The organism is Streptomyces sp. KR80 (genome assembly GCF_052245555.1).
Lineage (GTDB): Bacteria > Actinomycetota > Actinomycetes > Streptomycetales > Streptomycetaceae > Streptomyces.
This window is the reverse complement of the sequence record NZ_JBQQCD010000001.1, coordinates 595,729-608,728: the sequence shown is the minus strand read 5'-3', so window position 1 is coordinate 608,728 and position 13,000 is coordinate 595,729. Positions and strand designations below refer to the sequence as shown.

At 69.6% G+C, this 13,000-nt stretch carries 10 protein-coding genes; all 10 read left to right on the top strand.

Annotated elements, in window-relative coordinates:
• Positions 1 to 79 precede the first annotated feature (79 nt).
• Positions 80 to 1,618 carry a bifunctional tetrahydrofolate synthase/dihydrofolate synthase gene (folC, locus tag ACTWQI_RS02730; protein WP_443267000.1) on the top strand — a complete coding sequence of 513 codons (1,539 nt, stop codon included), beginning with the start codon at positions 80 to 82 and terminating at the stop codon, positions 1,616 to 1,618.
• A gap of 10 nt (positions 1,619 to 1,628) precedes the next feature.
• Complete coding sequence (locus ACTWQI_RS02725) at positions 1,629 to 1,985, top strand: DUF4233 domain-containing protein (RefSeq protein ID WP_443266998.1); 357 nt, start codon at positions 1,629 to 1,631, stop codon at positions 1,983 to 1,985.
• An 80-nt stretch (positions 1,986 to 2,065) separates the two neighbouring features.
• Positions 2,066 to 2,479 (top strand): nucleoside-diphosphate kinase, encoded by a 414-nt coding sequence (ndk, locus tag ACTWQI_RS02720; RefSeq protein ID WP_443266997.1) that lies wholly within the window; start codon positions 2,066 to 2,068, stop codon positions 2,477 to 2,479.
• 309 nt (positions 2,480 to 2,788) lie between these two features.
• The gene (locus ACTWQI_RS02715; protein WP_443267180.1) at positions 2,789 to 3,811 is read left to right on the top strand and encodes a rod shape-determining protein; all 1,023 of its coding nucleotides are present in this window, start codon (positions 2,789 to 2,791) and stop codon (positions 3,809 to 3,811) included.
• Positions 3,812 to 3,945: 134 nt separating this feature from the next.
• Positions 3,946 to 4,962 (top strand): rod shape-determining protein MreC, encoded by a 1,017-nt coding sequence (mreC, locus tag ACTWQI_RS02710; RefSeq protein ID WP_443266995.1) that lies wholly within the window; start codon positions 3,946 to 3,948, stop codon positions 4,960 to 4,962.
• Between the two features lie 3 nt (positions 4,963 to 4,965).
• Positions 4,966 to 5,664, top strand: a complete 699-nt coding sequence (gene mreD / locus ACTWQI_RS02705; RefSeq protein ID WP_443266993.1) for a rod shape-determining protein MreD — start codon at positions 4,966 to 4,968, stop codon at positions 5,662 to 5,664.
• A 94-nt stretch (positions 5,665 to 5,758) separates the two neighbouring features.
• Positions 5,759 to 7,939 carry a penicillin-binding protein 2 gene (gene mrdA, locus ACTWQI_RS02700; protein ID WP_443266991.1) on the top strand — a complete coding sequence of 727 codons (2,181 nt, stop codon included), beginning with the start codon at positions 5,759 to 5,761 and terminating at the stop codon, positions 7,937 to 7,939.
• Positions 7,939 to 9,138 carry a rod shape-determining protein RodA gene (rodA, locus tag ACTWQI_RS02695; RefSeq protein ID WP_443266990.1) on the top strand — a complete coding sequence of 400 codons (1,200 nt, stop codon included), beginning with the start codon at positions 7,939 to 7,941 and terminating at the stop codon, positions 9,136 to 9,138. Before mrdA ends, rodA begins: the two co-directional genes overlap by 1 nt.
• A 65-nt stretch (positions 9,139 to 9,203) precedes the next feature.
• The gene (locus tag ACTWQI_RS02690; protein ID WP_443266988.1) at positions 9,204 to 10,868 is read left to right on the top strand and encodes a CYTH and CHAD domain-containing protein; all 1,665 of its coding nucleotides are present in this window, start codon (positions 9,204 to 9,206) and stop codon (positions 10,866 to 10,868) included.
• A 179-nt stretch (positions 10,869 to 11,047) separates the two neighbouring features.
• Positions 11,048 to 12,976 (top strand): TIGR03960 family B12-binding radical SAM protein, encoded by a 1,929-nt coding sequence (locus ACTWQI_RS02685; RefSeq protein ID WP_443266986.1) that lies wholly within the window; start codon positions 11,048 to 11,050, stop codon positions 12,974 to 12,976.
• The last annotated feature ends 24 nt before the right edge of the window (positions 12,977 to 13,000 follow it).

Sequence of the window (13,000 nt, the reverse complement as noted above, 5' to 3'; positions counted from 1 at the left end):
GCAGGCGATGACGCAAGGCCCCGCGTACCCCGCGGGGCCTTGCGTCATCGTGCCGTCACCCGCTCCGTAGACTGGGCGCGTGAGTGAGACACCCCCGCACGACGGGCCCGCCGGCGAGAACGACGGCAGCCTCGACCCGCTTGACCAGTTCGACGAGATCGTCGAGGCGGAGACCGGCCGCGATCCCGATCTGGCGGTGATCGAGGCGGGCAGCCGTACCCTGCGTACGCAGGGCGGGTCGCCACAGGGCGACCCCGTCCCGGCCCGGCCCGCGGACCCCGAGGTCGACCGCGCGCTGCGCGAGGTCGAGGCGGAGCTCGCGGGGCGCTGGGGCGAGACCAAGCTCGAGCCGTCGCGGGTGCGCATCGAGGCCCTGATGGACGTGCTCGGCGAGCCGCAGCGCGCGTACCCCGCCATTCACATCACCGGCACCAACGGCAAGACCAGCACCGCCCGGATGATCGAGACCCTGCTGGCCGCCTTCGAACTGCGGACGGGGCGCTACACCAGCCCGCACGTCCAGTCGGTGACCGAGCGGATCAGCCTGGACGGGGCGCCGATCTCCGCCGAGCGGTTCATCGAGACGTACCGCGACATCGAGCCGTACGTGGAGATGGTCGACACCGCCCAGGAGTACCGGCTGTCCTTCTTCGAGGTGCTCACCGGCATGGCGTACGCGGCCTTCGCCGACGCACCGGTCGACGTGGCGGTGGTCGAGGTCGGGATGGGCGGCAGCTGGGACGCCACGAATGTGATCGACGGCCAGGTGGCCGTGGTGACCCCGATCGCGCTGGACCACACCGACCGGCTCGGTGCCACGCCCGGGCAGATCGCCGAGGAGAAGGCGGGCATCGTCAAGGAAGGCGCGACCGTCGTCCTGGCCCAGCAGCCCGTCGACGCGGCGCAGGTGATGCTCAAGCGGGCGGTCGAGGTGGACGCCACCGTGGCCCGGGAGGGCATGGAGTTCGGGGTCGTGAGCCGGGAGGTCGCGGTCGGCGGGCAGCTGTTGACGCTGCGCGGGCTCGGCGGGGAGTACCCGGAGGTCTTCCTGCCGCTGCACGGCGCACACATGGCCCACAACGCCGCGGTGGCACTGGCCGCGGTCGAGGCGTTCTTCGGGATCGGCTCGGAGCACGCCCGCACGCTGGACATCGAGACCGTGCGCGCCGGCTTCGCGTCGTGCGTCTCGCCGGGGCGCCTGGAGGTCGTACGTCACGGCCCCACGGTGATCCTGGACGCGGCGCACAACCCGGCGGGGGCGGCGGCCGCGGCGGGCGCGATCACCGAGGCGTTCGGTTTCAGCCGACTGGTCGGAGTCGTGGGTACGAGCGGTGGCAAGGACGTCAAGGGCTTTTTCGAGGCATTCGAGCCGATCTTCGCCGAGGTCGTGGTGACCCGGAACTCCAGCCATCGCGCGATGGACGTGGACGAGCTGGCGGCGGTCGCGGTCGAGGTCTTCGGCGAGGAGCGGGTGCAGGTCGAGCCACGGCTCGACGACGCCCTGGAGGCGGCGATCACGCTCGCCGAGGAGGAGAGCGAGTTCTCCGGTGCGGGCGTACTGGTGACCGGCTCGGTGATCACGGTCGGCGAGGCCCGGCTGCTGCTGGGAAAGGGCTGAAAGGGCGGATATGCGAACCCTCTGCGCTGCCACGCTCATCGGTGAGTTCTTCGTGATCGGCTTCGCGGGTCTGGTCGCGATGCAGACCTCGGGTCTGCCGACGGCCACCGTCTGGACGGTCAGCGGCGTCACCATGGTGCTGTCGGTGCTGCTGTGCGGGATGCTCTCCCGGCCGGGCGCGGTGCCGATCGGCTGGGCGCTGCAGATCGGGTTGATCGCGAGCGGTTTCGTCGTCCCGGTGATGTTCTTCCTCGGCGCGGTGTTTGCGGCCCTGTGGTGGGCATCGGTCCACTTCGGCCGGAAAGTCGACCAGTCGAAGGCCCGGTTCGCGGCCCAGGAGCGGGAAGAACAAGCCGACGCGGTGTGACGGAGCCCCCATTCACCCATGTAGCCTCTTCGCACCCGCACATTGCCGTACCCAGCGGCGTACCTGAAGGAGCCCGGACAGTGAGCCAGCGCACGCTCGTCATCATCAAGCCCGACGGAGTCCGCAGGGGCCTGGTCGGCGAGATTCTCGGCCGTATCGAGCGGAAGGCCGGCTGGCGGATCAGTGCGCTGGAGATGCGGGAGCTGGACCGCTCGCTGCTGGAGCAGCACTACGGGGAGCACGTCGGCAAGCCGTTCTACGAGCCGTTGGTGGAGTTCATGTCCTCCGGCCCGGTCGTGGTGCTCGTCGTCGAGGGGGAACGGGTCATCGAGGGCCTGCGGACGCTGGCCGGTCCGACCGATCCCATCGCCGCCGGTCCCGGCAGCATCCGGGGCGATTTCGGCACGATCGTGCGGGAGAATCTGATTCACGCCTCGGATTCGGAGGAGTCCGCCGAACGCGAGCTGAAGCTGTTCTTTCCCACGGTTGGCTGAAGGGTAGTCTCCCCCCTTCGCTTCTGACGGTCCGTCAGCCGTAATCCCACTGTGACCTGGGGCGATCGATAAAGATTTGGCGTCTCCTGGCATATGCGTGGCGATTGGGGGAACCTGTCACTCCGACACGACGTCACCAATACGGGGGTAGGCGCGTGTTCCGCTGACAATGGCGGAGTATCCCTCGCGGCGCGTCCGCCCCGGCGTGACTACGATGGAAACCTCCGCACACTCAGCGCTAACCCGCAGACGCAATTGCCATCATCGCTTCCAGCTGGGAAGGCCAGACGTATCCTCATGGGGAACAACATGTCGTTCATCGGCCGTGACATGGCTGTCGACCTCGGCACCGCCAACACGCTGGTGTACGTCAGGGGTCGCGGGATCGTCCTCAACGAGCCGTCCGTCGTCGCCATCAATACCAATACGGGCGGCATTCTGGCGGTCGGTGCCGAGGCGAAGAAGATGATCGGCCGAACCCCCGGCAACATCGTCGCCGTCCGCCCGCTGAAGGACGGCGTCATCGCCGACTTCGAGATCACCGAGCGGATGCTGCGCTACTTCATCCTGAAGATCCACAAGCGCCGCTATCTCGCCCGCCCGCGCGTGGTGATCTGCGTGCCTTCCGGTATCACCGGTGTCGAGCGCCGGGCCGTCATCGAGGCGTCCACCCAGGCGGGAGCCCGCCAGGTGCACATCATCGAGGAGCCGATGGCGGCGGCGATCGGCTCGGGCCTGCCCGTTCACGAGGCCACCGGCAACATGGTCGTGGACGTTGGCGGCGGCACCACCGAGGTGGCGGTCATCTCGCTCGGCGGAATCGTCACCGCACAGTCGATCCGAGTCGCCGGCGACGAGCTGGACAATGCGATCATTCAGCACATCAAGAAGGAGTACAGCCTCCTTCTTGGTGAGCGCACGGCCGAGAGCATCAAGATGACCATCGGCTCCGCGTGCGACATGGACGACGACGAGCACACCGAGATCCGCGGGCGCGACCTGGTCAGCGGTCTGCCCAAGACGGTCGTCATCTCCTCCGCCGAGGTCCGCAAGGCCATCGAGGAGCCGGTCAACGCGATCATCGACGCGGTCAAGACCACCCTCGACAAGTGCCCGCCGGAGCTGTCCGGTGACGTCATGGACCGCGGCATCGTGCTCACCGGCGGCGGCGCGCTGCTGCGGGGCCTCGACGAGCGGCTGCGCCGGGAGACCGGAATGCCCATCCACCTGGCAGAGGAACCGCTCGACTCCGTGGCGCTCGGCTCCGGCAAGTGCGTGGAGGAGTTCGAGGCGTTGCAGCAGGTGCTGGACGCGCAGCCGCACCGTTCATGACGAGCGGGCGACACCGCAGCGACAACAGAAGAAGAGAGACGAGGAATCCGCCGCGCGGGTGATGCCCCTGCTGTGCGGCGGATCGTTCACAGCAGAACAGTCCGCATCCGATGAGGAAGGCACGGCCGTCGCACGTGAGGGACACACGAGAGAGCCGGTTGCTCCTGGTGCTGCTGATCGCCATCGCGTTCGCTCTGATCACGGTGGACATCCGCGGCGGTGAGAACTCCCCGCTCGACAGCGCCCGGCAAGCCGCCGCGTCGGCCTTCGGGCCCGTGGAGCACGGCGTCGCTGCCGCCGTGGGCCCGATCGGCCACGCCATCGGAGCCGTACGCGACTCGGGCGGGCGGCACAGCCGGATCGCCCGGCTGGAGCGGGAGAACGCCGCCCTCAAGGCGAAGCTCGGCAGTGACGTCCGCACCCGCGGACGCGCCGCCGAGCTCGACAAGATGCTCAAGACCGCGGGCGCGGGCCAGTACGGCATCAAGGGCGCCGAGGTCATCGCCATAGGAGCGGCCCAGGGCTTCTCCTGGACCGTCACCATCGACGCGGGCAGCAATGACGGCATCGCCCGCGACATGACCGTGCTCAACGGAGACGGCCTGGTCGGCCGGGTCACCACCGTCGGCCCCGCCACCTCCACGGTCCTGCTCGCCAACGATCCGGACTTCACCGTCGGCACGCGGATGGAGAAGACCGCCGAGCTCGGCTTCGCCACCGGTCAGGGTGACCGGCCGCTGCGCCTCCAACTCCTCAACGGCAAGGCCAAGGTCAGCAAGGGCGACCGGCTCGTCACCTTCGGCTCGCGCGCCGACAGACCGTTCGTACCCGGCGTGCCGGTCGGGGAGGTCGTCCGCGTCGACCCCGCCGACGGCGCTCTCACCCGTACCGTCCAGGTCCGGCCGTTCGTCGGGTTCACCAAGCTCGACATCATCGGCGTCGTGGTGCAGCCGCCGCGCAAGGACCCGCGCGACATGGTCCTGCCGCCGCCCGCCAAGGCCAAGCCGACGCCCACCGTCACCGTCACCATGACCCCCGGCGGATCCGCCGACCCCTCGGGCACGGCGAGCCCGCCCGCGGACGAGTCCACGCCTTCGGACGAGGCCACGCCCGCCGGGGCGACGGCCGTGCCGAGCCCCACCAGGAGCTGACCCATGCGCTTCAACCGGATGCTGCTCTCGACCACGCTCGTGGTCGTCGCGCTCGTCGTCCAGGTGAGCATCCTGGCCCGGCTGCAACTCCCCGGCGCGGCTCCCGACCTGATGCTCCTCGTGGTGCTCGCCCTGGCTCTGGTGTACGGCCACACGGGCGGTTGCGTCGTGGGATTCGGGGCCGGCCTGCTGGCCGACCTCGCGCCGCCCGCGGACCACGCGGTGGGCCGGTACGCGCTCGTGCTGTCGGTCATCGGCTATCTCGCGGGTCTCGCCAAGCCGGAGAGCGGCCGTCTCCGCTCGGCGACCGGCCCTTTGATGGTCGTCGTCGCCGCGGCCGTCGGTGCCACGCTGCTGTACCTCGGTGTGGGCGCGCTCGTCGGTGACACAGGTGCCCACCATGTCGGTCTCGCGAGACTGATCCTCTCGGCCGCGCTCTACGACCTGCTGCTCGCGCCCTTCGTGGTGCCGGGCGTCATGTGGCTGGCCAGACGCGCCGAGAACGACCCCATGGCCGAGGCCGGCGGCGGCGCCTCCGGAACCGACGCCGCGCTGCGGGGCTTCATGACGGCCGGCAGTCTGCTCGTCGGCCGGAAGAGCCGGGTCGGCCGGTACAGCGGTCTCGGAGGCCGGCGGGGCGGGCTGCTCGGTGCACCGGCCAAGACGAAGACGGGGCGCATGAAGGGGGTCAAACGGCTGTGAACGCTGCACCCTCCCCCGACGCGCTGCAAGGGACGGTCGTCGCGCCGCGGGCCCTGCCGACGGCGCGGACCGGTGAGACACGCGAGGGGGCACAGTGACCAACCTTCCGGAGACCGGCCGGACTCCCCGGGTCACCATCCGTCTGGTGGCCATCCAGATCCTCGTCTTCTCACTGCTGCTCACCCTCGCCGGCCGCCTCTGGTATCTCCAGATCCGCAACGGCGACGAGTACGCCGACGAGGCCGCCAGCAACCACGTCCAGCAAGTCGTCCAGCCCGCCACCCGCGGCTCCATCCTCGACGCCCGCGGCGTCCCGCTCGCCGACAACGAGACCCGCCTGGTGGTCTCCGCGAGCCGCACCGATCTACTGAAGATGGAGGACGACGGCAAGGCTGTGCTCGCGCGCCTCGCCGACGTGCTCGACATGAAGCCGCACGAGGTCGCCGAGAAAGTCCGGCTCTGCGACTCCAAGACGCCGCAGCCCTGCTGGAACGGCTCGCCCTACCAGCCCATTCCCATCACCGACGAGGCCACCACCCAGCAGGCGCTGCAGATCCGCGAGCGGGCCGAGGACTTCCCCGGCATCACCGCCGAACCCACCGCCGTACGGCGCTACCCGGCGCCCCTGAAGGGCAACACCGCACAGGTCCTGGGCTATCTCTCGCCCGTCACCGACGAGGAGATCGAGAAGGCCAAGAACACCGACTCCCCGTTCCTGCGCTCGGACCAGGTCGGCCGCTCCGGTCTGGAGCGGACCTACGACAAGTACTTGCGCGGCAAGGCCGGTGTCACCCGCTACGAGGTCGACAAACTCGGCCGCGTCATCGGCCAGACCAACGCCGACAAGGGAACGGCCGGTTCCAGCGTCGTCACCAGCATCGACGCCCGCGTGCAGGCCATCGCGGAAAAGGAGCTCGATCAAGCGATGCGGGAGGCCCGCAAGCAGATCGACCGCAACACCAACCGCCCGTACGAGGCGGACGCGGGCGCGGTCGTGGTGATGGAGGCGAAGACCGGGCGCGTCGTGGCGATGGCCTCCAACCCCGACTATGACCCCAACGCCTGGGTCGGCGGTATCGACGGCAAGGACTACAAGCGACTGACCAGCAAGAAGTCCAACTACCCGCTGCTGAACCGGGCCATCCAGGGCCAGGCCGCCCCCGGATCGATCTTCAAGGTGGTCTCCACCGCCGCGTCGCTCAACGCGGGCTACGCATTCAACGGCGGCTACCCCTGCACCAGCTCGTACAGCATCGGCGGGCAGACCTTCCAGAACTTCGAGTCGCAGAGCCACGGGGCGATCAGCCTGGGCCGGGCGCTGGAGGTCTCCTGCGACACCGTCTTCTACCGACTCGGGCACGACGAGTGGAAGAAGGACGGTGGGCTCAAGCCGAAGAAGAACACCAAGGACTGGTTCTACAAGACCGCCCACGACTTCGGCCTGGGTGCCGAGACCGGCATCGACCTGCCCAACGAGGTCACCGGCCGCGTCCCCGACCGCCAGTGGAAGAAGGACTTCTGGAAGGCCAACAAGGACAGCTGGTGCAAACAGGCCAAGGCATGGCCCAAGAAGAAGGACTTCGACACCATTCTCGCCCGTGAGGGCTGCCTCGAAGGCTTCAAGCTGCACGCCTACGACGCCATCAACTACTCCATCGGCCAGGGGGACACCCTCGTCACCCCGATCCAGATGGCGACGATCTACGCCGCGGTCGCCAACGGCGGCACGCTCTACGACCCGACCGTCGGCAAGGCCATCGTCAGCCCCGACGGCAGGCACATCCAGAAGATCGAGCCCAAGTCCCACGGCAAGCTGCCGGTGACGAAGACGAACCTGAAGAAGATGGACGAGGCGTTCGCCGGTGTCGCCACCCGGGGCACGGCGGCCTGGCGGTTCGGCGGCTGGCCGCAGAAGAAGATCGAGATGCATGCCAAGACGGGTACGGCGGAGGTCTACGGCAAGCAGACCACCTCGTGGTTCGCCACCTACACCGACGACTACGCCATCGTCATGACGATCTCGCAGGGCGGCACCGGCTCCGGGGCCTCCGGCCCCGCGGTGCGCAACATCTACAACGCGCTCTACGGAGTCGACGAGAAGGGCACCATCGACAAGAAGCGCGCGCTGCTCCCCAAGCCCCAGAAGGACCTGCCGAAGATCGACAAGAACGGGACGATCGAGGCAGAGGAGATCAAGCCGTACGAGACCCCGAAGCCGTCCGAGTCGGCGGCACAGGTCGAGCTGGCGGCCGCTCTGGACAGGCGGAGGGACTAGTGGCCGGCGCCAACAACAGCTTCTCCATCAGCCGTTACCGGCCCAATCTCACCGTTTGGGCCAAGCTCACCGCGCGCGACTCGATGGTCCGGCGGCTCGACTGGACGATGCTCGGCTCGGCTCTGCTGCTCTCCGGGATCGGCTCGCTGCTCGTCTGGTCGGCGACCCGCAACCGCACGGAGCTCAACGAGGGTGACCCGTACTACTTCCTCTTCCGGCATGTGCTGAACACCGGTATCGGGCTGGCGCTGATGGTCGGCACGATCTGGGTGGGCCACCGCAGCTTGCGCGGCGCGATCCCGGTGCTCTACGGCGTCTCCGTGCTGCTCACCACGGCCGTGCTCACCCCGCTCGGCACGACCATCAACGGCTCGCACGCGTGGCTCAAGTTCGGCGGCCTCTCGCTCCAGCCCGCCGAATTCGCCAAGGTCACGATCATTCTCGGGATGGCGTTGCTGCTGGCCGCGCGGGTGGACGCGGGCGACCGGGTCCACCCCGACCACCGCACCGTCGTCATGTCCCTCGCCCTGGCCGCGCTGCCCATCGGGATCATCATGCTGATGCCGGACCTCGGCTCGGTGATGGTGATCGTGGTGATCGTGCTCGGCGTGCTGCTCGGCTCCGGGGCGTCCAACCGCTGGGTGATCGGCCTGATCGCCAGTGGTGCGAGCGGGGCCGTCGCCGTCTGGTGGTTCGGCCTCCTCGACGAGTACCAGATCAACCGGTTCGCGGCCTTCGCCAACCCCGAACTCGATCCGGCCGGCGTGGGCTACAACACCAACCAGGCACGGATCGCCGTCGGCTCCGGCGGCCTCACAGGTACCGGACTCTTCAACGGTCACCAGACCACCGGCCAGTTCGTGCCCGAGCAGCAGACCGACTTCATCTTCACCGTCGCGGGGGAGGAGCTGGGCTTCCTCGGCGGTGGCCTGATCATCCTGCTGTTGGGCATCATCCTGTGGCGCGCCTGCCGTATCGCCCGCGACACGACCGAGCTGTACGGCACGATCGTCGCCACCGGCATCATCGCCTGGTTCGCCTTCCAGTCCTTCGAGAACATCGGCATGACGCTCGGCATCATGCCGGTCGCGGGACTGCCGCTGCCCTTCGTCTCCTACGGCGGCACGTCGATGTTCGCCGTCTGGATGGCCATCGGGCTGCTCCAGTCCATCAAGGTCCAGCGTCCGGTGTCGGCTTAGGCCAGGCGCTCAGGTCGCTGCTGACGGGGGTGTCGCGGGCCGACCCCTGCCGTTAGATTCGCGTTATGGCGGACGAGGTGCGCGAGATCGAGCGCAAGTACGAGTCGACCGCCGACGGGCTGCCCGACCTGACCGGTGTCCCCGGGGTCGCGGCCGTGGTGGATGAGGGTGTCACCGACCTCGACGCCACGTACTACGACACCGCCGGGGTGGGGACGCCCCCGGCCGGAGGCTGGGAGCGGCTCGCCGCGGACGGCATCACGCTGCGCCGTCGCACCGGCGGCGACGACGCCGGCTGGCACCTCAAGCTTCCCGTCGCCACGGACGTCCGGGAGGAGATCCGCGCGCCGCTGTCCGACGGGCTGCCCGAGCAGCTGGCCGCGCTCGTACGGTCGCGGGTCCGCCGAGCCCCGCTCGTACCGGTCGTCCGGCTGCGGTCCCGGCGGGACGTGCGCCGTCTCGTCGACGCGGACGGTGCGCCGCTCGCCGAGGTCAGTGTGGACGACGTCGTCGCCGAGCGGCTGGCCGGAGGCGACGGGACGGCGAGGTGGACCGAGATCGAGGTCGAGCTCGCGGAGGGCGCCGACCGCGGATTCCTCGACGCCGTCGAGGAGACGCTCGGCAAGGCTGGAGTGCGGCGCGCGGCCGGCCCGTCCAAGCTCGCCCGCGCGCTGGCCGAGACCCGCCCGCGGGCGGAAGGGCAGGACGAGCAGGCGCGGCTCGGACCGGTCGGCGCAGCCGTCGGCGAACCGTCCGGAAAGGGGCCCACGAAGGAAGTGCCCGGCAAGAAGTCGGGCAAGAGAGCCGGGAAGAAGCTGGGGAAGACGCCCGGGAAGTCGGCCGAGCCATCCGCCGGCGACCATCTGCTGCGCCATCTGCGCGCCCAGGTGACCGCCATCGTCGAACTGGATCCCGCCGTCCGCCGCGACCAGCCCGACTCCGTCCACCGCATGCGCGTCGCCACCCGCCGCCTGCGCAGCGCCTTCAGGTCCTTCCGCAAGCTCCTCGACCGGGAGGTGACCGACCCGATCAGCGACGAGCTGAAGTGGCTCGCGGGCGAGCTCGGGGTCGAACGCGACCGCGAGGTGCTCACCGCGCGGCTGTACGAGCGGCGGGCCGAGCTGCCCGGCACGCTGCTCGTCGGGCCTGTCGACGCAAGGCTCCGCACCTGGTCGGACGCCCAGCGCAGCGGAGCGCACGACCGGGTCGCCGCGGTCTTGGACGACGGGCGCTATCTGGACCTCCTCGACGCCTTGGACGCGCTGCTCGCCGGTCCGCCGCTGCTTCCGGCAGCCGCCCGCGCGCCGCTCGAGGTCCTCCCCGACGCCGTGGTCCGCGACTTCGACCGGCTCGCGGCCGCCATGGACACCGCCCTCGCCGCCACGGAGGGCGGCGAGCGGGACGTCGCCATGCACGAGGCACGTAAGGCCGCCAAGCGGACCCGGTACTCCGCCGAGACCGCCCAGCCTGCGATCGGCAAGCCGGCGAAACGTTTCGTGCAGCACATGAAGGCGCTGCAGGACGCGCTCGGCGACCACCAGGACAGCGTCGTCGCCCGCGGTGCCCTCCGCGACATCGCCGCCCAGGCCGAGGCGGCGGAGGAGAGCTCCTTCACCTACGGGGTGCTGTACGGGCGCGAGGAGGCGCGCGCGGCTCGTCGTGAGCGGGAGCTGCCCCAGGCGTGGAAAGAGGCGTCGCGGAAGGGGCTCCGCACGGCCCTGGGGGCGTGAAACCGCGGTCGCCTCGCCGCGTAGCCCCGCCCGCGCGGGGAAGATCCCCGGGTCTGGGACAGGTGTGATGTGCGCGGTCGGCCCCGCGCCTGCGGGGACGCATCTTCGTCCGTTCGGGCGACCCTCGAGGCGCGTTAGTCTTGAGGGTCACCTTTGCCCGTTCAGGAGAGAACCCTCAGATGCCTGTCGAGTCGGTCTTCCCACGCCTGGAAGCGCTTCTGCCGCACGTCCAGAAGCCGATCCAGTACGTCGGGGGGGAGCTGAACTCCACCGTCAAACCGTGGGACGAGTGCGACGTGCGCTGGGCGCTGATGTACCCGGATGCGTACGAGGTCGGACTGCCCAACCAAGGCGTCATGATCCTTTACGAGGTGCTCAACGAGCGTGCGGGCGTGCTGGCCGAGCGGACGTACAGCGTCTGGCCGGACCTCGAGGAGCTCATGCGCGAGCACGGCGTCCCGCAGTTCACGGTCGACGGGCACCGCCCGGTCAGCGCCTTCGACGTGCTCGGCGTCTCCTTCGCCACCGAACTCGGCTACACCAACCTGCTCACCGCCCTCGACCTGTCCGGCATCCCGATGGAGGCCAAGGACCGTACGACCGACCACCCCATCGTCATGGCGGGCGGCCACGCGGCCTTCAACCCGGAGCCGATCGCGGACTTCATCGACTGCGCGGTCATCGGCGACGGCGAGCAGGCGGTCCTGGAGATCACCGAGATCGTCCGCGCCTGGAAGGCCGAGGACCGCCCGGGCGGCCGCGACGAGCTGCTGTTCCGGCTGGCGAAGACCGGCAGCGTGTACGTGCCGAAGTTCTACGACGTGGAGTACCTCGCCGACGGGCGGATCTCCCGCGTCGTACCGAACCGCTCCGGCGTGCCGTGGCGGGTGTCCAAGCACACCGTCATGGACCTCGACGAGTGGCCGTACCCGAAGCAGCCGCTGGTCCCGCTCGCCGAGACCGTCCACGAGCGGATGTCCGTGGAGATCTTCCGCGGCTGCACGCGCGGCTGCCGCTTCTGCCAGGCGGGCATGATCACCCGCCCGGTGCGCGAGCGCTCGATCACCGGCATCGGCGACATGGTCGACAAGGGCCTGAAGAACACCGGCTTCGAGGAGGTCGGCCTGCTCTCCCTGTCCTCCGCGGACCACAGCGAGATCGGCGACATCGCCAAGGGCCTCGCCGACCGCTACGAGGAGGACAAGATCGGCCTGTCCCTCCCGTCCACCCGGGTCGACGCCTTCAACATCGACCTGGCCAACGAGCTGACCCGCAACGGGCGCCGCTCCGGCCTCACCTTCGCCCCCGAGGGCGGCTCCGAGCGCATCCGCAAGGTCATCAACAAGATGGTCTCGGAAGAGGACCTGATCCGGACCGTCGCCACGGCGTACGGCAACGGCTGGCGGCAGGTGAAGCTGTACTTCATGTGCGGCCTGCCGACCGAGACCGACGAGGACGTGCTGCAGATCGGCGACATGGCGACCAAGGTCATCGCCAAGGGCCGCGAGGTCTCCGGCAAGAACGACATCCGCTGCACGGTCTCCATCGGCGGCTTCGTGCCCAAGCCGCACACCCCGTTCCAGTGGGCGCCGCAGCTGTCCGCCGAGGGGACCGACGCCCGGCTGGAGAAGCTGCGCGACAGGATCCGCGGGGACAAGAAGTACGGCCGCTCGATCGGCTTCCGCTACCACGACGGCAAGCCGGGCATCGTCGAAGGTCTGCTCTCCCGCGGCGACCGGCGGGTCGGCGCGGTCATCCGCGCCGTCTACGAGGACGGCGGCCGCTTCGACGGCTGGCGCGAGCACTTCTCGTACGACCGCTGGATGTCCTGCGCCGAGAAGGCGTTGCCTGCTCAGGGCGTGGACGTCGACTGGTACACCACCCGCGAGCGCACGTACGAGGAGGTCCTGCCCTGGGACCACCTGGACTCCGGGCTCGACAAGGACTGGCTCTGGGAGGACTGGCAGGACGCGCTCGACGAGACCGAGGTCGAGGACTGCCGCTGGACCCCGTGCTTCGACTGCGGTGTCTGCCCGCAGATGGACACACACATTCAGATCGGGCCGACGGGCAAGAAGCTGCTGCCGCTGACGGTCGTCAACCAGTAGCCCCGTCGGCATCCTCGCCCAGGC

Excerpts from the sequence above, each read along its gene's own strand:
- ACTWQI_RS02725 (WP_443266998.1), top strand. The coding sequence starts at position 1,629 with ATGCGAACCCTCTGCGCTGCCACGCTCATCGGTGAGTTCTTCGTGATC.
- ACTWQI_RS02715 (WP_443267180.1), top strand. The coding sequence starts at position 2,789 with ATGTCGTTCATCGGCCGTGACATGGCTGTCGACCTCGGCACCGCCAAC.
- mreD (WP_443266993.1), top strand. The coding sequence starts at position 4,966 with ATGCGCTTCAACCGGATGCTGCTCTCGACCACGCTCGTGGTCGTCGCG.
- ACTWQI_RS02690 (WP_443266988.1), top strand. The coding sequence starts at position 9,204 with ATGGCGGACGAGGTGCGCGAGATCGAGCGCAAGTACGAGTCGACCGCC.
- ACTWQI_RS02685 (WP_443266986.1), top strand. The coding sequence starts at position 11,048 with ATGCCTGTCGAGTCGGTCTTCCCACGCCTGGAAGCGCTTCTGCCGCAC.